The sequence below is a fragment of the Bradyrhizobium sp. Ken64 genome (genome assembly GCF_055807555.1).
In genome coordinates this window covers 225158-246528 of the sequence record NZ_JBVVPA010000002.1, presented here as the reverse complement: position 1 = coordinate 246528, position 21371 = coordinate 225158, and the positions used below count along the sequence as shown (strand labels likewise).

The following is a 21371-nucleotide window of genomic DNA, read 5'->3' as shown; positions in this document are numbered from 1 at the left end:
TCCCGTGTTACACGGCATCCTGAGACCACCAGCGAGCACCCGGTTTGGCGAAAGCAGCGGCAAAGCGAACTCTGAAATGGCAGCGCGATCCCGAGGGGATGCGGCTGCGCATTCTCGAAGCCGCCAAGCAGGAATTCTCGGCGCACGGGCTTGCCGGTGCGCGTGTCGACCGCATCGCGGCCAACGCCGGCGCCAACAAGCGGATGCTCTATTATCACGTCGGCAACAAGGACGAACTCTATCTCGCGGTGCTCGAAGGCGCCTACGACAAGATCCGCAGCGAGGAGCGCGGGCTCGATCTCGAGCATCTCGATCCGCCTGAGGCCATCCGCCGCCTGATCGAGTTCACCTGGAATTATTTCCTGCGCAATCCCGAATTCCTGTCGTTGCTCCAGACCGAGAATCTCGCGCGCGCAAAGCACCTGAAGCGCTCGACCAAGGTCAAATCCATGCACTCGCCCTTCGTCGAGATGATCGGCACGGTGGTGCGGCGCGGTGTGTCCGGCGGCGACTTCAAGGTCGCGGTCGATCCTGTCCAGCTCTACATCTCGATCGCGGGGCTGTGCTTCTTCTATCTGTCGAACTCGGCGACGCTCAGCGTGATCTTCGGTCGCGATTTGCTGGCCAAGGACGCCAAGGACGAGCGGCTGGACCACATGGTCGGCCTCGTGCTGGCAGCGCTGACGGGACAGTCGGGCGCGCTGTTAGCCATGACGAAGGCGCCGAAGTCGCGCGCCGCGGTGGCGCAGACGGTTTAGCACTGCTGCCGCTCGTCTCCTTGTTTGACGCGATCTGCCTCTCCATCGTCGTCCTGGCGAAGGCCAGGACCCATACCGCGTGATCCATCGATCGCGCGTGGTGCCAATCCCGAACGACCAGCCTTCGCCAAACTTCACCCTGTGGTTATGGGTCCTGGCCTTCGCCAGGACGACACCGAATGTTTGGAGGGACGGCACGTTTCGCCCGCGATCCCCCCGCCCAAACCCGCCGGAACCCCCGCCCAAAACGTCGCAGGAAAACCTCTGGACAGTATTTATCCAACGGGTTAATTTCTCCGCAACGAACAAGACGACCGGGAGTGAGACGTGGCTGAGCTGAAGCCGCAGAGTGCGGTGTCCAAGATGCTGAACGCGGCCTGGATCCGGCCGTTTTTGTTTCTGGTGTTCATCGTCGTGGCCTGGGATCTCGCGATCCGGCTGTTCAAGATTCCCGCCTACCAGATCCCGTCGCCGGGCGATGTCATTGCGGTGCTGCGCACCGATTGGCCGGAACTGCTGCGCCAGTCCTGGCCGACGACTTATGCGACCGTCTGCGGCTTCGCGCTTTCGGCGCTGTTCGGTATCCCCATCGCGATGCTGATCGCGGGCTCCAAGACGGTGGAGAGCTACGTCTATCCGCTGCTGGTGTTCTCGCAATCCGTGCCGAAGATCGCGATCGCGCCGCTGTTCGTGGTGTGGTTCGGCTTCGGCATCATTCCGAAAGTGATCTCGGCGTTCCTGCTCGGCTTCTTTCCGGTGGTGGTCTCCGCCGTGCAGGGCTTCAAATCGGTCGATCCAGATATGGTCGATCTCGCCCGCGCCATGCAGGGCAGCCGCTTCCAGGTGTTTTGCGCGGTGAACCTGCCGCATGCGCTGCCCGCGATCTTCTCCGGCCTCAAAGTGTCGGTGACGCTCGCCGTGGTCGGCGCCGTCGTCGGCGAGTTCGTCGGCTCCAATTCCGGCATCGGCTATGTGATGCAGCGCTCGATCGGCACCTTCGACCTGCCGACGATGTTCGCGGCGCTCGTGATCCTCGCGCTGCTCGGCGTCATCCTGTTCTGGATCGTGGACCGGATCGAGAAGCTGGTCATTCCCTGGCATGTCAGCCAGCGCGAGGACGTGATTTTCGCCTCTTGACACCAACCAAAGCAACGAACGGCCGCCAAAGGCCGACGCAAACAACGACAAGGGAGAGTGACGATGAAGCGGTGGATAGGAGCTGTCTCGGCGGCGCTGATGGTGTTCGCGGCCATGCCGGCGCAAGCAGCCGACAAGGTCGTGCTGATGCTCAACTGGTACGTCTATGGTGAGCACGCGCCGTTCTATTACGGCAAGGCGAAGGGCATCTACGCCGCCGAAGGCATCGACCTCGAGATCCAGGAAGGCCGCGGCTCGGCCGCGACCACGCAGGCCGTCGCCGCCAAGACCGCCGATTTCGGCTATGTCGACGTGCCCACCATGATGCGCGCAGCGATCAAGGGCGCGCCGGTGGTTGCGACCGGCGTGCTGCTCCAGACCAGCCCGATGTCCGCCATGGGTTTCGTCGACAAGAACATCAGGAAGCCCGAGGATATCAAGGGCAAGACGGTGGCGATCACGCCGGCCGATTCCATGACCCAGATCTGGCCGCTGTTCCTGAAGAAGACCGGCCTCAAGGAAAGCGACTTCCAGACGGTGGCGGGCGATGGCCAGACCAAGCTCAACGCTGTCATCAATGGCCAGGCTGATCTCCTGCTCGGCTACGTCATGGACCAGTCGATGAAGATCAAGGACGCCACGGGCAAGGACGTCTATCCCATCAAGTTCGCCGACTACGGCATCAACATGGTCTCCTCGGGCATCATCGCCAACACTGATTATGTGAAAGCCAATGCCGACCTCGTCCGCCGCTTCATGTCGGCGACGACCAAGGCGGTCGAAGCCGCCGAGAAGGAGCCGAAGGCCGCGGCGCAGTCGATCCTCGATGCCAACCCCAAGGGCGGCAAGATCGACACGCTGACGCAGGGTTTTGAGCTGACCATTCCGCTCTACCGGACACCCGAGACCAAGAGCAAGCGGCCGTTCCAGGTTACCGACCAGAACATGACTGATACGGTCAATCTGATGGTCGAATATGGCGGGCTCGATGCCAAGGCCAAGGAGAACCCGAAGGCGTTCTACACCAACGACTATCTGCCGAAGAGCGGCTCGTGAGTCATAAAGTTCGGCTGTCGTCCCGGCGAAAGCCGGGACCCATAACCACCGGCAACACTTGTTGCGAAAGGTCCCCACCCGTGAGCTCAAACGCGCCGGCACGGCGTATGGGTCGCGGCTTTCGCCGGGACGACGGTCGGAGAGAGCTGCGATGAACGCTGCGACCCAACCAATCGAAACGCAACCGACCGCGCATCTGAGGCTGGTGAGCGACCGGGCTGCCGGCGATGCATCGGGCATCAAGCTCTCCGGCGTGTCGAAGACCTACCGGACGCGCGACGGCGATGTGCCGTCGTTGCGGCCGCTCGACTTCCATATCAACGACGGCGAGTTCTTCGTCGTGGTCGGCCCATCCGGCTGCGGCAAGTCCACGCTACTCAAGCTGATCTCCGGATTGTTGCGGCCGACGACGGGCGAGATCCTGGTCGAGGGCGAGAAGGTGACGGCGCCGCACGGCAATGTCGGCATCGTGTTCCAGAACGCGCTGCTGCTGCCATGGCGCAACATCCTGTCCAACGTGATGCTGCCGATCGACATGAAGCGGCTGCCGCGCCAGACATATCTCGACCGCGCCAAGGCGCTGTTGAAGCTGGTCGGGCTCGAAGGCTTCGAGAAGAAGCTGCCGTGGCAGCTCTCCGGCGGCATGCAGCAGCGCGCCTCGATCTGCCGTGCCCTGGTGCATGATCCCAGGATCATGTTGATGGACGAGCCGTTCGGCGCGCTTGATGCGCTGACGCGCGAGCGCATGAATGTCGAGTTGATGCGGATCCAGCGCGAAACCCGGAAGACGGTCCTGCTGATCACGCATTCGATCCCTGAGGCCGTGTTCCTCGCCGACCGCGTGCTGGTCATGACCGAGCGGCCCGGCGCGATCGCCGCGATCTACGACGTGCCGCTGCCGCGGCCCCGTTCGCTGGACGTGATGGCTGATCCTGTTTTCACGGAGCTGGTGCAGCGCATCCGCAAGCACTTTTTCTCGCAAGGGGCATTGGATTAGGACGGATGGGATGTCCCTTGATCGTGACCGCAAGCACGGTGCGCTCCCTCCCCCGCCTGCGGGGGAGGGCTGGGGAGAGGGTGTCTCCACGCGCGAGAACCCCCCAGAGGAGAAAGCCCTCACCCGGCACTTCGTGCCGACCTCTCCCGCAGGCGGGAGAGGTGCACTGCCGCCTGAGCCGCGTCTCGGAAGCCAAGTAGCACCATGTCCCCGCGCCTGAAGCTGCGAGACATTACCTTCTTCGAACGTCCCGTGCATTTCGCGCGGCCGTTCCGCTTCGGCGCGATCACCATCAACGCGACGCCGCAGCTGTTCGTGCGGGTCGAGATCGAGGTGGAGGGCAGGGGAAGCGCGGTCGGTGCCAGTGCCGAGCTGCTGGTGCCAAAATGGTTCGACAAGCGGCCGGAGCTGTCGCCGGCGCAGACCGTCGATGACTTGCGCCGTTCCCTGGAAATCGCGCGGGGGCTTTATCTTGCGCGAACGGGGTTCCTGACGGCATTCGATCTGCATGCCTCCTGCATCGGCGCCCAGGTCGCAACTTGTGCCAAAAAGAACATTCCGGCGCTTGCGGCGGCTTACGGCCCCGCCGAAATCGACAAAGCGATCCTCGATGCGCTGCTCCGCGCTGCCGAGACCAATTTTTTCGATGGCATGGCCGGCAACATCGCCGGCATCGATGCGCGGCTTTCGCCCGACCTGAGGGAAGGGGATCTCACGACGTTTCTATCCGGCCGGAAGCCGCTGTCGCGTGTTGCCATCAGGCATACCGTCGGCCTCGACGATACCATTGAAGGTGAGGGCGGGGTTGCGGATGCCCGCGAGAACTCCGGTGCAAGATACTTCAAGCTGAAGCTGTCGGGGGGCCCCGTCGCCGATGCAGCGCGGCTGGCGCGCATTGGCAAGGAGCTCGATGCGCTGGACCGTGACTACAAGGTGACGCTCGATGCCAACGAGCAATATGCCGATCTCGCGGCGTTGCATGCGCTGATCGACCGGCTCGACCATGATCCCGCCCTGCGATCGATTTCATCCAGGCTGCTCTATGTCGAGCAGCCGATGCCGCGCGATGTCACGAGGCAGTCGCCGCTCGGCCCGCTCGCTGCGCGCGGCTTCATCATCGACGAAGCCGACGATTCCTACGACGCGTTTCCTGCGGCACGGGCGCTTGGCTATCGCGGCATCTCGTCGAAATCCTGCAAAGGGCCTTACAAGTCCATCGTCAACGCGACGCGCGCAGCGAAATGGAGCGCGGCCGGCGAAAGATTTTTCGTGACCGGCGAGGACCTCACCTGCCAAGCGGGTCTTGCCGTGCAGCAGGACCTTGCGCTCGGCGCGTTCATCGGCATCACCCACGCGGAGCGCAACGGCCATCACTACGTGGACGGCTTCGGTGACACGCCCGCCGCTGAAGCCCAGGCCTTCGCCGCCGCCCACCCGGATCTCTACGCCGATGCCGGGCAGGGCATCCGTCTCTCGATTCACCAAGGCGATCTCCTGACCGGATCGCTCAATGCAACGGGCTTTGCGACGTCGGTCCATCCGGACTGGTCGGCGCTACGCCCGCTCGAATGGCCCAAATCACTGCAGGAGCAATCGGCATGACCACCCAACGCCTCGGCCTCATCATGAACGGCGTCACCGGCCGCATGGGCCTCAACCAGCATCTGATCCGCTCGATCGTCGCGATGCGCGAGCAGGGCGGCGTCCGCTTGAAGAACGGCGACCGCGTGATGCCCGATCCGATCCTGGTCGGCCGCAGCGCCGAGAAGGTCGAGGCCCTTGCCAAGCGCTACAACATCACGCGCTGGACCACCGATCTCGATGCGGCCCTCGCCGACAAGAACGACACCATGTTCTTCGATGCCGCGACCACACAGGCGCGGCCGGGCCTTCTGACCCAGGCCATCAATGCCGGCAAGCACGTCTATTGCGAGAAGCCGATCGCGACCAATTTCGAGGCGGCGCTCAAGGTCGTCAAGCTCGCCAACGCCAAGGGCGTCAAGCACGGCACGGTACAGGACAAGCTGTTCCTGCCCGGCCTGAAGAAGATCGCCTTCCTGCGCGACTCCGGCTTCTTCGGCCGCATCCTCTCGGTGCGCGGTGAGTTCGGTTATTGGGTGTTCGAAGGCGGCTGGCAGGAGGCGCAACGACCGTCCTGGAACTACCGCGACGAGGACGGCGGCGGCATCATCCTCGACATGGTCTGCCACTGGCGCTACGTGCTCGACAATCTCTTCGGCGAGGTCGAGAGCGTGAGCTGTGTCGGCAACACCGACATTCCCGAGCGTTTCGACGAGCAGGGCAAGAAGTACAAGGCGACCGCCGACGACTCCGCCTATGCCACGTTCCAGCTCAAGGGCGGCGCCATCGCCCACATCAACATGTCCTGGGTGACGCGCGTCTATCGCGACGATCTCGTCACCTTCCAGGTCGACGGCACGCTCGGCTCCGCGGTCGCCGGCCTCTCTGACTGCATGATCCAGACGCGGCAGGCGACGCCCCGGCCGGTGTGGAATCCGGACGAGAAGCGGCTGCACGATTTCTACGGCGACTGGCAGAAGCTGCCTGACAACGTCACCTACGACAACGGCTTCAAGGAGCAGTGGGAGATGTTCATCCGCCACGTCTACGAGGATGCGCCCTACAAGTTCACGCTGCTCGAAGGCGTCAAGGGCGTGCAACTCGCCGAATGCGCCCTGAAGAGCTGGAAGGAGCGGCGCTGGATCGACGTCGCCCCGATCAAGGTCTGAGGTCTATTGGACAAGTGTGTCGATGTTATTGAGCCGTCATTGCGAGCGAAGCGAAGCAATCCAGAGTGTCTCCGCGGCGAGAGTCTGGATTGCTTCGTCGCTTCGCTCCTCGCAATGACGGGGAGAGGTCTGAAATCATGAACAAGCCCGTCCAGCCCAAGCCCGTCCAGCCGATGTCGTCGTTGTCGCTCAAGCTGCCGAAGGCCGATCGCTCGATCGAGACCTACCGGCTCGCGGCCTCGCGAACGTTTCCCGCAAAGCTCGAGGGACCGCTGAACCGCATCGCGTTCTCGGCCGTCCATACCGTGACCGATCCATTCGCCGACAACGATCCGTGGCTTTCCGCCGCCGTCGACTGGGACAAGACCATCGCCTTTCGCGAGCACGTCTGGGATCTCGGTCTTGGCGTGGCCGAAGCCATGGATACCGCGCAGCGCGGCATGGGGCTGGATTGGCCGACCTCGCTGGAGCTGATCACGCGCTCGGTGTCTGCCGCGAAGCGGCGCAACGCGCTGGTGTTTTCCGGAGCGGGCACCGACCATCTCGCAGTCGAGGACGCCAGGAATCTCGACGACGTGATCCGCGCCTATGAGGAGCAGATCTCGGCGGTCGAGAAGGTCGGCGGCCGCATCATCCTGATGGCATCGCGCGCGCTGGCGAAACTTGGTCGCAACGCCGACGACTACGCCAAGGTTTACGATCGCGTGCTGTCGCAGGTTCGCGAACCCGTGATCATCCACTGGCTCGGCGACATGTTCGATCCGGCGCTGACGGGATATTGGGGCACCAACGATCTCGACAAGGCGATGGATATTGCGGTCGCCATCATCAACGGCAACGCCGCCAAGGTCGACGGTGTCAAGGTTTCGCTGCTCGACAAGCAGCGCGAGATCGACATGCGCCGTCGTCTCGACAAGCGCATCAAGATGTACACCGGCGACGATTTTAATTATGCGGAGCTGATTGCCGGGGACGAACAGGGCTTTTCGCACGCGCTGCTCGGGATCTTCGATGCGATCGCGCCGGCGGCGTCCTACGCCTTGTCGCGGCTGGCTGCTGGTGATGAGGCGGGCTTCCACGACGTGCTGGGGCCGACGGTGCCGCTGTCGCGGCACATCTTCAAGGCGCCGACGCGGTTCTACAAGACCGGCGTGGTGTTCATGGCATACCTCAATGGTCACCAGGACCACTTCACCATGGTCGGTGGGCAGGAGAGCACGCGCTCGATGCTGCATCTGGCCGAGCTGTTCCGGCTGGCCGACAAGGCCGGGCTGCTCGCCCATCCGGAGTTGGCGACGCGGCGGATGAAGGCGGTGCTCTCAACGCACGGAATCGAATCCTGATGCGTGATTTTTCGTCCGACCATCGCTGGCTCTCGCTCAACACGGCGACAATCCGCAAGCAGGGTGACCTCGTCGAAATCATCGACGCCTGTGCCAGGCACGGCATCCGCGCCATCGACCCCTGGCGTGACCAAGTCGCTTCCGTCGGCCTCGATCGCGCCGCGCGTGCGGTGCGCGATGCCGGTCTCGACCTGTCGGGCTATTGCCGTGGCGGCATGTTCACGTCGGACGCATCGCGCCGGAGCGAGGTGCGCGACGACAACCGGCGCTGCGTCGACGAAGCCAAGGCGCTGGGGGCCCCCTGCATCGTGCTCGTCGTCGGTGGCCTGCCGCAATATTCGCGGCCGGGCAGCGAGGCGTCGAAGGACATCGCCGGCGCGCGGACGCAGGTCGAGGAAGCGCTCGCGGATATGCTCGATTGCGCCAGACAGGCAAAGCTGCCGCTGGCGATCGAGCCGCTGCATCCGGCCTATGCGGCGGACCGCGCCTGCGTCAACACGACGAAGCAGGCGCTCGATATCTGCGACCGGCTCGATCCTGAACGCAGCGGCATGCTCGGCGTCGCGCTCGACGTCTATCACATCTGGTGGGATCCGGAGCTGATGGCCCAGATCGCGCGCGCGGGCCGAGATCGCCTGCTCGCCTTCCATGTCTGCGACTGGCTGGTGCCGACCAGGGACATTCTCAACGACCGCGGCATGATGGGCGACGGCGTGATCGACATCAAATCGGTGCGTGAAGCCGTCGAAGCACGCGGCTTTGCCGGCTATTCGGAGATCGAAATCTTCTCCAACGACTGGTGGAGCAAACCGATGGACGAGGTGCTGCAAACCTGCATCGCGCGGCACAAGACGGTGGTTTAGGCCTTCCGGAATTTGTTGCGCGCGGCGGCGCCGATGGCCTGAGATGTCAAATGGTTGCGCGGGATCACCGGCGCATCGCGCGGCGGTAACTTTCTACTGTGCATGGGGTTGTTTTCGCGTTTTTTTGTTTGAGGCCTCAGCCGATCGCGCAAGGCACGCTCAAAAACCCGCGGAAACGCACCCGTCCGCCCCTGACCGGCTGTCCGCTCACGGCATAGTTCGGGAAGCGCGCCAAGAAGCGTGAGACCGCGATGGCGCCTTCCAGCCGCGCCAGCGCCATGCCGGCGCATTGATGCGCGCCGGTGGCGAAGGCGAGATGCCGGTTCGGCGTGCGCGCGATGTCGAATCTCTCGGGGTCCGGAAACTGCGCCGGATCGCGGTTGGCCGCGCCGATGCACAGCGTGATCGACGTGCCGGCATCGAGCATGATTCCGCCGAGCTCGACCCGCTCCGTGGTCATGCGGTTGCCGAGCTGGTTCGAGCTCTCGTAGCGCAGCATCTCTTCGACCGCAGTCTTGATCAGCTCGGGATTGTCGATCAGCCGCCGCTTCTGATCCGGATTGCGGTCGAGCGCCACGAGGCCGTTGCCGATCAGGTTGGTGGTGGTCTCGTGGCCGGCATTGAGCAGGAAGATGCAGTTGTGCAGCAGCTCCTTCTCGGTCAGCCGCTCGCCGTTGTCCTCGCCCTGTATCAGGCGCGTCAGCACGTCGCGTTCGGGATTGCCGGGCCTTTTGCGCCGGCGCGCGACCAGCGCTCGGAGGTAGCCGAGGAAATCCGTCACCGCCTTGTTGCCGCGGACAGCGACTTCGGGCGACACCACCGGTTCGAGGGCGCCCAGGATCGCCAGCGACCAATCGCGCAGCGGCGCGCGCTCGTCATGGGGCACGTCGAGCAAATTGCCGATCACCTCGATGGGGATCGAGGCGGCGAAATCCTCGATCAGCTCGCAAGTGCCCTTGACGGCGATGGCGTCGAGCAGGCCGTCGACCAGCTTGATGATATCAGGTTCCATCCCCGCGATCGCGCGCGGCGACAGCGCGCCCATGATCAGCCGCCGCACGCGCGTATGTGCCGGCGGATCGTTGAAGACGAGGCTCGTGGTGTGGTGCTCGTAGAGCGGGGTGTCGCCGTATTTCGGCGCGAACTCGCGCTTCTTGTCCGAGCTGAACGATCTTGTGTTCTTGTAGGTCGTGACGAGATCGTCATAGCGGGTCAGGAACACGGTGCCGTTGCGCAGGCGCTTGACCGGCTCGTTCTCCCGCAGTGCACGATAGGTCGGGTAGGGATTGTCGTAGAATTCCGGCGTCAGCTGCTCCAGATCGAAACTGGCCGCCAGTTCATTCGCACTTGCGTTCATGCCACCATACTCGCCGGTTGAGTCCGATATGCTGTATTCGCTCTTTTGAGCGGCTCGGTTCACCGTCTACAGTCGAGCTGCGATTTGCAAGCCGACCGGACAGGAAAATGCACGCCCGCTCTGACGCTGCCGATACGGCCACCGAGTCCGGCACTCATTGGCCCGACGATATTTTCGCGGCCTTGCAACGCTTCGACGTTCGGCAGGTGCCTTACGTGCCTGACGCCGGTCATTCGAGGTTGATCCAGCGCGTGCTGGCCTCGTCCACGATGCGCGGCATTCCGCTGACGACGGAGGAGGAGGGCGTGGCGCTTCTCGCCGGCGCCTGGACCGGCGGCCAGCGCGGTGTGCTGTTGATGCAGTCGAGCGGGGTCGGCAATTGCATCAACATGCTGTCGCTGATCCCGATCCTGCGCTTTCCCTTCCTCACGTTGGTGACCATGCGAGGCGAGTGGGGCGAGTTCAATCCGTGGCAGGTGCCGATGGGGTCGACCACGCAGGGCATATTCGAGCTCTCGGGCGTCAAGGTGCTGCGGGCTTCGACCGCAGCCGAGGTGCCGGCCGTGCTCGAGGCGGCGGCCGCGCAGGCCTACAGCGCCCTCACGCCCACCGCCGTTCTGCTGTCGCAGCGCCTGATCGGCGCCAAGGTTTTCACCAAATGAGCAAGGCCAATCTCCTCGACCGCCGTCAGGTGGTGTCCACGCTTCTCGCGGACCGCAAGAATGTGGTTGCGATCGGCGGCCTCGGGGCCTCCACCAACGACATGTGCGCGGCCGGCGACCACGCCCGGAATTTCTACCTCTGGGGCGGCATGGGCGGGGCGGCGATGATCGGCCTGGGACTCGCTCTGGCGCAGCCAAAGTTGCCGGTGCTGGTCATCACCGGCGACGGCGAGATGCTGATGGGCATGGGTAGCCTTGCCACCATCGGCCTGCAAAAGCCGCCCAATCTCTCGATCGCAGTGCTCGACAACGAGGCCTATGGCGAGACCGGCGGTCAGACCAGCCATACCGCCGCGGCCGCCGATCTCGTCGGCGTCGCCAAGGCCTGCGGCATCGGGGACAGTCGGTCTGTGACGACCATGGCCGAGGTCGAGGCCTTCTCCAAAGCCGTCCACGACGTCACGGCCGGGCCGCGCTTTGCCAATGTGAAGATCGACAGCGCCAATCTGGAGCGGATCTTGCCGAGTCGGGATGGGACCTACATCCTCAACCGAATTCGCGGCGACCTCGGTTTCCAGCCAATCTAGGCGGGCCTTCTGGCGCTCCCGTCCTGCACGGGGGCCGTGTGGGCGAGGTCAATTTCCACTGGAATTACAACGCATTCAGGTTGCGATGCAGCATAGTGCTTGACTTTTGCGTCGGTGAGTGCTTACTCACTAGCATGAGCTCATTGCGTATGACGAGCGACCTGAGGCGTCAATTGATCCTCGGCGCCGCAAAGCGTTGCTTTGCCCGACACGGCTATACCGGCACCACGACAAAGAGCGTGGCGGCCGCCGCTGCCATTTCCGAAGCGTTGCTGTTCAAACATTTCCCATCCAAAGCCGCGCTGTACGCCGAAATTCTCAGCGACGAATGCGAGGCGGACCCGGCGCTCATGGAGCTGCTCGAACGTGAGCCGTCGACCGCTACGTTGGTCGAAGTGATCCGCGGCATGGTCGGGCATTTCATGCACATCGCCGACGGGCCCGACCAGGAAGAAGCCCAGCGCCTGCGACTGATGACCACGAGTCATTTGGATGATGGCGAATTCGCGCGTTTGCTATATGCCAAGATCGAGGCGCTGATCGGGGCGGCCTTCGTTGCCTCGCTCAAGCGTGCGGTTGCCGCGGGGGACGCGCGGCCATACAACGGCGAACCGCTCAACCTGTTCTGGTTTGCGCATCACACCGTGATGACCGCTGCGCTGACCAGGCTGCCGGCCACGCCGTGTCTCGCTTACGGCAAGGCGAACGACCTCGAGCGGCAGCTCTGTGAGTTTCTCCTGAGGGGTATCGGACTTAACGACGCCGCAATTGTCTCGCATTTGGGCCGCAATCAGGCCGTGTGTGCGGACAAGTCGGCGATTGCAGAGAGTGCATGACATGAACATCGTCACCGAACACAAGATTTCGGGCGAACCGATCGACAACAAGGCTCCCAAGCGTCCGGTCCGGCCGGTGCTCTGGTTCATCATCGTCGGCACGCTTCTGGCCGTGCTCGTCGGTGGCCTCGTCTGGTTCAATTATTTCCGCGGCCAGATGATCAAGCAGTTCTTCGCCAACAACAAGCCGCCGCCGGTCGCGGTCAGCGCCGCCGAGGCGAAGTCCGAGGTGGTGCCGAACGTGTTGACCGCGGTCGGTGGTCTCGCCGCCGTGCACCAGGTCGATGTCAGCGCCGACGTCAACGGCCGCGTCACCGAGATCAAGTTCGCGCCAGGCACGCATGTCGAGGCCGGCACGCCGCTGGTGCAGATGTTCGACGCGCCGGAGCAGGGCGACCTTGCCAATTACAAGGCGCAGTCCACCGTCGCGCAGCTGTCGCTCGACCGCGCCAAGCAATTGGCATCGCGACAGTTCGGCCCGCAGGCAACCGTCGACACCGCGCAGGCCGCGTACGACCAGGCGCAGGCGGGTATCGCCAAGACCGAAGCGTTGATCTCCCAGAAGCTGGTCCGCGCGCCGTTCGCCGGCGATCTCGGCGTCCGCAAGGTCGAGGTCGGCCAGTATCTGACCGCCGGCACGGCCATCGTTTCGCTGACGGATCTGTCGGAGCTGTGGGCCAACTTCACGGTGACGGAAAAGGACTCGGGCAGCCTCAAGGTCGGTCAGCCGGTCCGGTTGAAGGTCGACGCCTATCCGGGTCGCACCTTCGACGCCAAGATCACCACGATCGAGCCGCAGATCTCGGCCGACACCCGCAACATCCGCGTGCAGGCGACCGTCTCCAATCCGGAGAAGATCCTGAAGCCCGGTATGTTCGTGACCACCACGGTGGTGCTGCCGGACAAGCCGGCCGTGGTCACCGTGCCGGAGACGGCGGTCGACTACACGCTGTACGGCGACTCGGTGTTCGTGATCACCGAGAAGAAGGAAGCTGACGGCAAGACCAGCCTGAGCGCGGTGCGCACTTTCGTGCAGACCGGCAGCCGGGTCGAAGGCCGCGTCGAAATCGTCAAGGGCGTGAAGCCGGGCGACAAGGTCGTCGCCGTCGGCCAGCTCAAGCTGCAATCGGGCGCGGCGGTGTCGATTTCGACCGACCCGGCTCCGCAGATCCCGGCGCAGCCCCCGCGCTACTGACATCGTACACGTTGCAGCATGATCCGGCACGGCCGGGTCATGCGCTTTGCAAGTCAAAGAAATCGAGATCGCCGCGATGCGCTTTACTGATATTTTCATCAAACGCCCGGTCCTGTCGGTCGTCGTCAGCCTACTGATCCTGCTGATCGGCCTGCGCGCGGCAACGACGCTGCCGATCCGGCAATATCCGAAGCTGTCGAACACGGTCATCAACATCACGACCGTCTATCCGGGCGCGTCCGCGGACCTGATCCAGGGCTTCATCACCACGCCGATCGAGCAGGCGGTCGCTTCCGCCGAAGGTGTCGATTACATCACCTCGTCCTCGGTGCTCGGCACCTCGACGATCCAGGTCTACATCAAGCTGAATTTCGATCCGAACCAGGCGCTGACCGAGGTTCTGGCCAAGACGAACTCGGTCAAATATTTGATCCCGAAGGAATCCAACGACCCGATCGTCACCAAGACCACGGGCCAGACCACGGCCGTGATGTATCTCGGCTTCTCGTCCGAAGAGCTGTCGGGCTCGGCGATCTCAGACTATCTGACGCGCGTTGTGCAACCGGTGCTGTCGACCGTCGACGGCGTGGCCTCCGCCGACATTCTCGGTGGCCAGACCTTTGCGATGCGGCTGTGGCTTGATCCCCTGAAGATGGCCGGCCGCAACGTGTCGCCTGCGGATGTCGCGACCGCGATCACCGCCAACAACTTCCAGTCCGCGGCGGGGCAGACCAAGGGCTATCTCATCGTCTCGAACGTCTCGACGAATACGGGCCTGACCGACGTCAACCAGTTCAAGAAGATGATCGTCAAGGCCAAGGACGGCGGCTTCGTGCGGATGGAGGACATCGCCACCGTCGAGCTTGCGGCCCAGAGCACGGACGCGAGCGTCGCCTTCAACGGCGAGCACGCCATCTTCATCGGTGTGCAGGCAACGCCGCAGGGCAACCCGCTGACGCTGGTCAAGGGCGTGCGGGCGCTGTTCCCCGAGCTTGAGCGCAATCTGCCACCGTCGATGAAGATGAAGGTCGCCTACGATTCGACCAAGTTCATCCAATCCTCGATCGACGAGGTCGAGAAGACACTGGGTGAAGCCGTGATCATCGTGATCGTGGTGATCTTCCTGTTCCTGGCGTCGTTCCGTTCGGTGATCATTCCCGTCGTCACCATCCCGCTGTCGATGATCGGCGTCTGCACGCTGATGCTGGCGTTGGGCTTCAGCTTCAACCTGTTGACCCTGCTCGCGATGGTGCTCGCGATCGGCCTCGTGGTCGACGATGCCATCGTCGTGGTGGAAAACATCCATCGTCATCTGGAGGAAGGGAAAACGCCGGTCCAGGCGTCGCTGGAAGGCGCGCGCGAAATCGTGGGTCCCGTCGTCTCGATGACCATCACGCTCGCAGCCGTGTACGCGCCGATCGGTTTCCTCGGCGGCCTGACCGGCTCGCTGTTCCGTGAATTCGCCTTCACGCTTGCGGGCTCGGTGATCGTGTCCGGCGTGATCGCGCTGACGCTATCGCCGATGATGTGCTCGGTGCTGCTGAAGAACACCGAAGAAGGTCGTTTCGCCAAGGCGGTCAACAAGGTGTTTGGCGCGCTGACGCGGTGGTACGGGCGCAGGCTCGACCGCTCGCTCGACTACAAGGCCATCACCGGCCTGTTTGCGGTGACCATCCTCGGGCTCGTCGGCTTCCTCTACATGCACACGTCGAAGGAGCTGGCGCCTGAGGAAGACCAGGGCATCGTGTTCGCGGTGACCAAGGCGCCGAAATATGCCAACATCGACTACGTCGATTTCTACGGCGAAAAGCTCGACAAGGAATTCCAGAAGTTCCCCGAGACCGATCTGCGCTTCGTGCTGAACGGCATCAACGGCCCGCAGGGCGGTATCGCCGGCATGCTGCTCAAGCCCTGGGAGGAGCGCAAGCGCTCGTCGATCCAGCTGAAGTCGCTGGTGCAGGCCGAGCTTTCCAAGATCGAGGGCGTGCAGGCGTTCGCGTTCAACCTGCCGCCGCTGCCGGGCGGCCCGGGCGGCCTCCCGGTGCAGATGGTGATCAACTCCACCGCCAGTTTCCAGACTGTCTACGAACAGATGGAGAAGCTGAAGGCTGCCGCCCGCAAGAGCGGAATGTTCATCGTCTCCGACAGCGATCTTGCCTACAACCAGCCGAACGTGAAGGTGACGATCAACCGCACGAAGGCGCAGGATCTCGGCGTCAGCATGCAGAACCTCGGCAGCTCGCTCGCGGTGCTACTCGGCGGCAACTACATCAACCGCTTCAACTTGGAGGGCCGTTCCTATCAGGTCATCCCGCAGGTGCCGCGCGGCCTGCGGCTCTCGCCGGAATCTCTTGCCGGCTACTATGTGACCACCAACACCGGACAGCAGCTTCCGCTCTCGACGGTGGTGTCGATCGAGACCAAGACCGAGCCGAATTCGCTGACACATTACAATCAGCTCAATTCGGCCACCTTCTCGGCGGTGCCGATGCCCGGCGTGACCGTCGGTGCGGCGGTCGACTTCCTTGAGAGCGAGGCCAAAAACCTGCCGCAAGGCTTCAGCCATGCTTATCTGGCTGACAGCAGGCAATATGTGCAGGAAGGCAACCAGCTCGCGATCACCTTCGGCTTCGCGCTGATCATCATCTTCCTGGTGCTGGCGGCGCAGTTCGAGAGCTTGCGCGATCCGCTGGTCATCATGATCTCGGTGCCGATGGCGATCGTGGGCGCGCTGATCCCGCTGTTCTTTGGCGTGGCGACCATGAACATCTACACCCAGGTCGGCCTGCTGACCTTGGTGGGCCTGATCACCAAGCACGGCATCCTGATGGTGGAATTCGCCAACGAGCTCCAGATCAACGAGCGGCTCGATCGCCGCTCCGCCATCGAAATGTCGGCCCGCATTCGTCTGAGGCCGATCCTGATGACCACGGCCGCGATGGTGACGGGCCTGATCCCGCTCCTGACCGCGACCGGCGCGGGCGCCGCCAGCCGCTTCTCGATCGGTCTGGTGGTCGTCGCCGGAATGTCGATCGGCACGCTGTTCACGTTGTTCGTGCTGCCGGCGGTCTACGTGGTGCTGGCGACCGACCATCGCGCGGCGGCCGATTCCGAGCGGAACAAGCAGGTCAACGATCTCGACCTCGGCTCCAAGGCGCTGCGCCCGACCTGAGGCCGCAGACAAGCGAACGAGAGGGCGGCAGCGGCCAATCCGCTGCCGCCCTTTTCTATTTGCCCCGGGTCCCCCGACTGCCCATCAGGCTTTCCCGCGCTCGCGAGAGACAAGGTCCGGTCTTCTTGCTAGGTTCGGCAGGATGAGCCTTTTCCTCCACCCCGACACCCCACAATCCAGGACGCTGCCAAGCGCGGCGCCGGATGGCGTCGCGTCCGGTACGACGCCGGGGCAGGGGATCAGGAGCCGGCTCTTCACCAAATATGTCGCGCTGTTCGTGGCCGTCGTCGCGATCGCGCTGCTGGCCAACGGGCTGTTCGAGGTCTTCTTCTATTATCGCGAGCACAAGGCCGCGCTGATCCGGGTTCAGCATGAACAGGCGGAGGCGGCAGCGGCCAAGATCGGTCAGTTCGTCAAGGAGATCGAGAGCCAGCTCGGCTGGACCACGCAGCTGCCGTGGTCGGCGGGCTCGATCGAGCAGCGCCGGTTCGACGCGCTGCGGCTGCTGCGCCAAGTCCCCGCGGTCACCGAGCTCGCCCAGGTCGATGCAACCGGCAGGGAGCGGCTGCGGGTGTCGCGGCTCGCCATGGACGCGATCGACAGCGGGATCGACCTGTCAGACGATCCGAAGTTCACCGAGGCGGTCGCCCACAAGGTTTTTTACGGTCCGGTCTATTTCCGCAGGGAGTCCGAGCCGTATATGACCCTGGCGCAGGCCGGGTCGCGCAAGGATGCTGGCGTCAGTATCGCGGAGGTCAATCTCAAGCTGATCTGGGACGTCGTGTCCCAGATCAAGGTCGGCGAGCACGGACATGCCTATGTAGTCGGTCCGGAGGGACGCCTGATCGCGCATCCCGATATTAGCCTGGTCCTGCGCAACACCGATATGTCTGGTCTCAGCCAGGTGCGCGCCGCGCTTGCCGGAGGTAGCGCCACGCTCGACGCCCTTTCCGAAGCGCGCAATCTCCAGGGACAGAAGGTGCTGACCGCGTCGGCCCCGATCGCGCCGCTGCACTGGACCATGTTCGTCGAGCTCCCGGTCGAGGAGGCCTATGCGGCGCTCTATGCCGCGTTGGAACGGCTTGCATTCGTGCTGCTCGCGGCGTCGATCTTCGCGGTGCTTGCCGGGATATTCCTCGCGCGCCGCATGGTCGGGCCGATCCAGGCGCTGCGGAGCGGCGCCGAGCGCATCGGCAGCGGCGATTTCTCCCAGCGCATCTCGATCAGAACCGGCGACGAGCTCGAGGGCCTCGCAGACCAGTTCAACCACATGGGCGAGCGCCTGCAGGAATCGTATGCCGACCTCGAGAACAAGGTGGAGCAGCGGACCGCAGAACTCCGGCAATCCCTCAACGATCTTCGCACCGCGCAGGACCGCCTGATTCAGACCGAGAAGCTCGCGTCCCTCGGCCAGCTCACGGCGGGCATCGCGCACGAGATCAAGAACCCGCTCAATTTCGTCAACAATTTCTCGGCGGTGTCGACGGAACTGATCGACGAGCTCAACGAGGCCCTGCAAGGGGCCTCGCTCGACGGCAAGACAAAGGAGGAGGTCGACGAGCTGACCGGCATGCTCAAGAGCAACCTCGAAAAGGTGGTGCAGCACGGCAAGCGCGCCGATTCCATCGTCAGGAACATGCTGCTGCATTCGCGCGAGGGCTCCGGCGAGCATCGCCCCAGCGATATCAACGCGATCCTGGAGGAGAGCCTTAATCTCGCCTATCACGGCGCCCGTGTCGAAAGGCCCGGCTTCAACGTCACGATCGAGCGCGGCTTCGACCCCGCGGCGGGCATGGTCGACGTTTATCCGCAGGAAATCACGCGCGTCTTCCTCAATCTGATCTCGAACGGCTTCTACGCCACCGCCAAGCGCAAGGAGAGCGCCGCAGACGCCTTCGAGCCCACCTTGCGCGCGGCAACCAAAACTCTCGGCGACAAGCTCGAGATCCGCATTCGCGACAACGGCACCGGGATCCCGTCGGAGGTGAGGGAGAAGATGTTCAATCCCTTCTTCACCACCAAGCCCGCCGGCGAGGGCACCGGCCTTGGCCTTTCCATGAGCCATGACATCGTCGTGAATCAGCACGGCGGCACGATCGACGTGAACACCGAGCCCGGTGTGTTCACCGAGTTCATCATTACCCTGCCGCGCATGATGGCGGCGGGCGACACTTCCGGAGGCAAGACTTGAACGTTTACATCCTGGTCGTCGATGACGAGCCCGACGTCGAGGCGCTGTTCCGGCAGCAGTTTCGGCGCGATTTGCGCGCCGGCCGCTTCCAGATGGAATTCGCGCCGTCCGCACCCGATGCGCTGAAGCTCGCCGCGGAGGTTCGCGATCCCTCGTTGATCCTGGTTTTGTCCGACATCAACATGCCCGGCATGAGCGGGCTCGACATGCTGCCGAAGGTGCGTGATGCGCATCCGGACGTTCCCGTCATCATGATCACCGCCTATGGCGATGCCGAGACGCGTCGGAAGGCGATCGAGCGCGGCGCAGTCGGACTTCTCACCAAGCCGATCGATTTCGCGCTGCTGCGGCAGGAAATCGACACGAGGCTCGGGCAAGCCGCATGACCGCGACCATCCTCTTCGTCGACGACGAGCCGGATCTCGAGGCGTTGGTCCTGCAAAAATTCCGCAAGCAGATTCGCGATGGGTTGGTGACCATCATGTTCGCCCGCGACGGCCTCGAAGCGCTGCAGTCGCTCGAGCAGAACCCGCATGTCGACATGGTGGTCTCCGACATCAACATGCCCAGGATGGACGGGCTGTCGCTGCTGGCGAAGCTCCAGGAAGCCGAAGACAAGAAGTCCACCATCATCGTCTCGGCCTATGGCGACATGAGTAATATTCGCACTGCCATGAACCGCGGCGCGTTCGACTTCCTGACCAAGCCGATCGACTTCGCCGACCTGGAGATGACGATCCAGAAGACCATCCGCCATATCGAAATGCTGCGGGAGGTGCGGGGCCGCCAGGCGGAGGCGGAGCGCGCCCATGCCGCGCTCTCGCGTCATTTTTCGCCCGAGCTCGCCAAGCGTTTGGCGGCCGGCGGTGAGAGCGAGGGCATCGAAGTGCAGTGGCGCGATATCGCGACCATTTTCACTGATATTACCGGCTTCACCTCGCTGGTCGAAACTGCGCCGCCGGAGACGCTGGGTGCGCTTCTCAACGAATATGTCGGCGGCATGACCGAAATCGTCTTCGCGCATGAGGGGACGGTTGCCAAGATCATCGGCGATGCGATCCAGGTGCTCTTCAACGCGCCCGGAGATCAGCCCGACTATGCGACGCGTGCGGTCGCCTGTGCGCACGATCTCGACGTCTGGGCGGAGGATTTTTCCGCGCGTTGGAAAACGAGAGGCGTGAATTTCGGCGCCACCCGCATCGGCATTCACGCCGGGCCGGCGCTGGTCGGAAATTTCGGCGGCAACCGGTTTTTCGACTACACCGCGTATGGCGACTCCATCAACATCGCGGCGCGACTGGAAGCCGCGAACAAGCATCTGGGCACGCGCATTTGCGTCAGTGCCGGCATCGCCGAGGCGGCTGAGAATTTTCGAGGTCGTTCCGTCGGGGAGCTGATGCTGCGTGGACGCAGCGAGCCGTTGCGCGCGTTCGAGCCGCTGACGCCGGCCCAATTCGCTGCGCCGGAAACGGCGCTGTATTCCGAGGCATTTGCCAAGATGGAGGCCGGTGATGCCGCCGCCATGCCGGCCTTCGCCGCGCTTGTCGGCACGCATGCCGACGATTCCCTGGCCGGCTTTCACCTGAGGCGCCTGCTCAACGGCGCCAAGGGCATTCGCATGCAACTGGAATAGGAGTCCGACATGATTGGTGAATTCTCCACCGGCAATTACCGTTTCATTCCGTCCGTATTCCAGTATTCGGCCGGTGCGGCCGCGAATGACGGCTATGAGATCGAGCGCGTCCGTTTCGACCGCCTGGTGCCGCTTGCGGAAGGGTTTGCGCTTGCCGCGAAGTATATTCAGGAGGCGGGGCGGCCGCTCACGGCGTTCTGCGCCTGCGAACTGCGCTCGCCCGCGGCCTTCAGCGAGGAAGGCTTTCGCGCGTTCAACCTGCACTATGTGAAGACGTTGTCCGAATGGAACATCTTCGACGGCACCACCAATCCGGTGGCGCGCAGCAATGTCTGTCCGGAGATCGATCCACCGGCCGAGCCGTCGTTCTACGCGTTCTCCTTCACGCGGCCGACAAGCTCGAAGACGCCGAGCTTCGTGATATCAGGCGGCGCCGAGGCGCGCGAGGGCAATGGGACCTATGTCGAGCGCACCGTGCGCTACCGCGACCTCAGCCCGGACGGCCTTCGCGAGAAGGTGCGCTTCACGACGACCTCCCAGATGGAGAACAGGATGACGGCCTTCGGCTTCGGCTGGAAGGACACGACCGGCGTGCAGGCCTATTCCGTGCACGACTTCCACCACGCCCTGGTCGACGAACTCGTCCGCCGCGGGGCGTTGCGATCCGGCCTGACCTGGCACTATGCCCGGCCGCCGGTGGTCGATCTCGAATACGAGATGGATTGCCGCCGCGTGATGCGGGAGACCGTGATCTAGCTAGACCAAGGACCGGTGAGATCAGGCTCGTTTGCTGCAACGGGGGAAGTGTGCTCCCTCCCCCGCTTGCGGGGGAGG

18 protein-coding genes are annotated in these 21371 nt (G+C 63.7%); 17 read left to right on the top strand and 1 reads right to left on the bottom strand.

Features of this window, described 5'->3' with window-relative positions; genetic code table 11:
* Positions 1-98: 98 nt before the first annotated feature.
* From AC0L2F_RS04315 to AC0L2F_RS04280, 8 genes are all read left to right on the top strand, one after another.
* Positions 99-758, top strand: a complete 660-nt coding sequence (locus AC0L2F_RS04315; RefSeq protein WP_035973911.1) for a TetR family transcriptional regulator — start codon at positions 99-101, stop codon at positions 756-758.
* A 327-nt stretch (positions 759-1085) separates the two neighbouring features.
* Positions 1086-1895: an ABC transporter permease gene (locus AC0L2F_RS04310; protein ID WP_007593901.1), complete on the top strand. Its 810-nt coding sequence runs from the start codon at positions 1086-1088 to the stop codon at positions 1893-1895.
* A 63-nt stretch (positions 1896-1958) separates the two neighbouring features.
* A complete protein-coding gene (locus AC0L2F_RS04305) occupies positions 1959-2951 on the top strand; it encodes an ABC transporter substrate-binding protein (RefSeq protein ID WP_473247604.1) in 993 nt (330 codons plus the stop codon).
* Between the two features lie 151 nt (positions 2952-3102).
* The gene (locus tag AC0L2F_RS04300; protein ID WP_473247603.1) at positions 3103-3948 is read left to right on the top strand and encodes an ABC transporter ATP-binding protein; all 846 of its coding nucleotides are present in this window, start codon (positions 3103-3105) and stop codon (positions 3946-3948) included.
* Positions 3949-4152: 204 nt separating this feature from the next.
* On the top strand, positions 4153-5550 hold the full coding sequence (locus tag AC0L2F_RS04295) for a hypothetical protein (RefSeq protein WP_473247602.1): 1398 nt from the start codon (positions 4153-4155) through the stop codon (positions 5548-5550).
* Positions 5547-6698, top strand: a complete 1152-nt coding sequence (locus AC0L2F_RS04290) for a Gfo/Idh/MocA family protein (RefSeq protein ID WP_473247601.1) — start codon at positions 5547-5549, stop codon at positions 6696-6698. Before AC0L2F_RS04295 ends, AC0L2F_RS04290 begins: the two co-directional genes overlap by 4 nt.
* Positions 6699-6835: 137 nt before the next feature.
* A complete protein-coding gene (locus AC0L2F_RS04285; RefSeq protein WP_473247600.1) occupies positions 6836-8041 on the top strand; it encodes a dihydrodipicolinate synthase family protein in 1206 nt (401 codons plus the stop codon).
* Positions 8041-8904: a sugar phosphate isomerase/epimerase family protein gene (locus AC0L2F_RS04280; protein ID WP_473247599.1), complete on the top strand. Its 864-nt coding sequence runs from the start codon at positions 8041-8043 to the stop codon at positions 8902-8904. The genes AC0L2F_RS04285 and AC0L2F_RS04280 overlap by 1 nt, the downstream gene beginning before the upstream one ends.
* A gap of 136 nt (positions 8905-9040) precedes the next feature.
* Here AC0L2F_RS04280 and AC0L2F_RS04275 read toward each other — a convergent pair whose 3' ends face one another.
* Positions 9041-10261 carry a cytochrome P450 gene (locus AC0L2F_RS04275; protein ID WP_473247598.1) on the bottom strand — a complete coding sequence of 407 codons (1221 nt, stop codon included), beginning with the start codon at positions 10259-10261 and terminating at the stop codon, positions 9041-9043.
* A 107-nt stretch (positions 10262-10368) separates the two neighbouring features.
* Here AC0L2F_RS04275 and AC0L2F_RS04270 point away from each other — a divergent pair, with 107 nt between their 5' ends.
* From AC0L2F_RS04270 to cnbZ, 9 genes are all read left to right on the top strand, one after another.
* On the top strand, positions 10369-10923 hold the full coding sequence (locus AC0L2F_RS04270; RefSeq protein ID WP_473247597.1) for a phosphonopyruvate decarboxylase: 555 nt from the start codon (positions 10369-10371) through the stop codon (positions 10921-10923).
* Positions 10920-11510 (top strand): thiamine pyrophosphate-dependent enzyme, encoded by a 591-nt coding sequence (locus AC0L2F_RS04265; protein ID WP_473247595.1) that lies wholly within the window; start codon positions 10920-10922, stop codon positions 11508-11510. The genes AC0L2F_RS04270 and AC0L2F_RS04265 overlap by 4 nt, the downstream gene beginning before the upstream one ends.
* Positions 11511-11644: 134 nt before the next feature.
* Positions 11645-12346 (top strand): TetR/AcrR family transcriptional regulator, encoded by a 702-nt coding sequence (locus AC0L2F_RS04260; RefSeq protein ID WP_084777318.1) that lies wholly within the window; start codon positions 11645-11647, stop codon positions 12344-12346.
* 1 nt (position 12347) lies between these two features.
* Entirely contained in the window at positions 12348-13541 is a 1194-nt protein-coding gene (locus AC0L2F_RS04255) for an efflux RND transporter periplasmic adaptor subunit (RefSeq protein ID WP_473247594.1), read from the top strand.
* Positions 13542-13617: 76 nt separating this feature from the next.
* The gene (locus AC0L2F_RS04250) at positions 13618-16713 is read left to right on the top strand and encodes a MexW/MexI family multidrug efflux RND transporter permease subunit (protein ID WP_007607851.1); all 3096 of its coding nucleotides are present in this window, start codon (positions 13618-13620) and stop codon (positions 16711-16713) included.
* A 142-nt stretch (positions 16714-16855) separates the two neighbouring features.
* Entirely contained in the window at positions 16856-18904 is a 2049-nt protein-coding gene (locus tag AC0L2F_RS04245; RefSeq protein WP_473247593.1) for a sensor histidine kinase, read from the top strand.
* On the top strand, positions 18901-19290 hold the full coding sequence (locus AC0L2F_RS04240) for a response regulator (protein ID WP_007607857.1): 390 nt from the start codon (positions 18901-18903) through the stop codon (positions 19288-19290). The genes AC0L2F_RS04245 and AC0L2F_RS04240 overlap by 4 nt, the downstream gene beginning before the upstream one ends.
* The gene (locus AC0L2F_RS04235) at positions 19287-20537 is read left to right on the top strand and encodes an adenylate/guanylate cyclase domain-containing protein (RefSeq protein ID WP_007607859.1); all 1251 of its coding nucleotides are present in this window, start codon (positions 19287-19289) and stop codon (positions 20535-20537) included. The genes AC0L2F_RS04240 and AC0L2F_RS04235 overlap by 4 nt, the downstream gene beginning before the upstream one ends.
* Positions 20538-20546: 9 nt before the next feature.
* Positions 20547-21293, top strand: coding sequence for a 2-amino-5-chloromuconate deaminase CnbZ (gene cnbZ / locus AC0L2F_RS04230; RefSeq protein ID WP_473247592.1), 747 nt, complete (start codon positions 20547-20549; stop codon positions 21291-21293).
* The last annotated feature ends 78 nt before the right edge of the window (positions 21294-21371 follow it).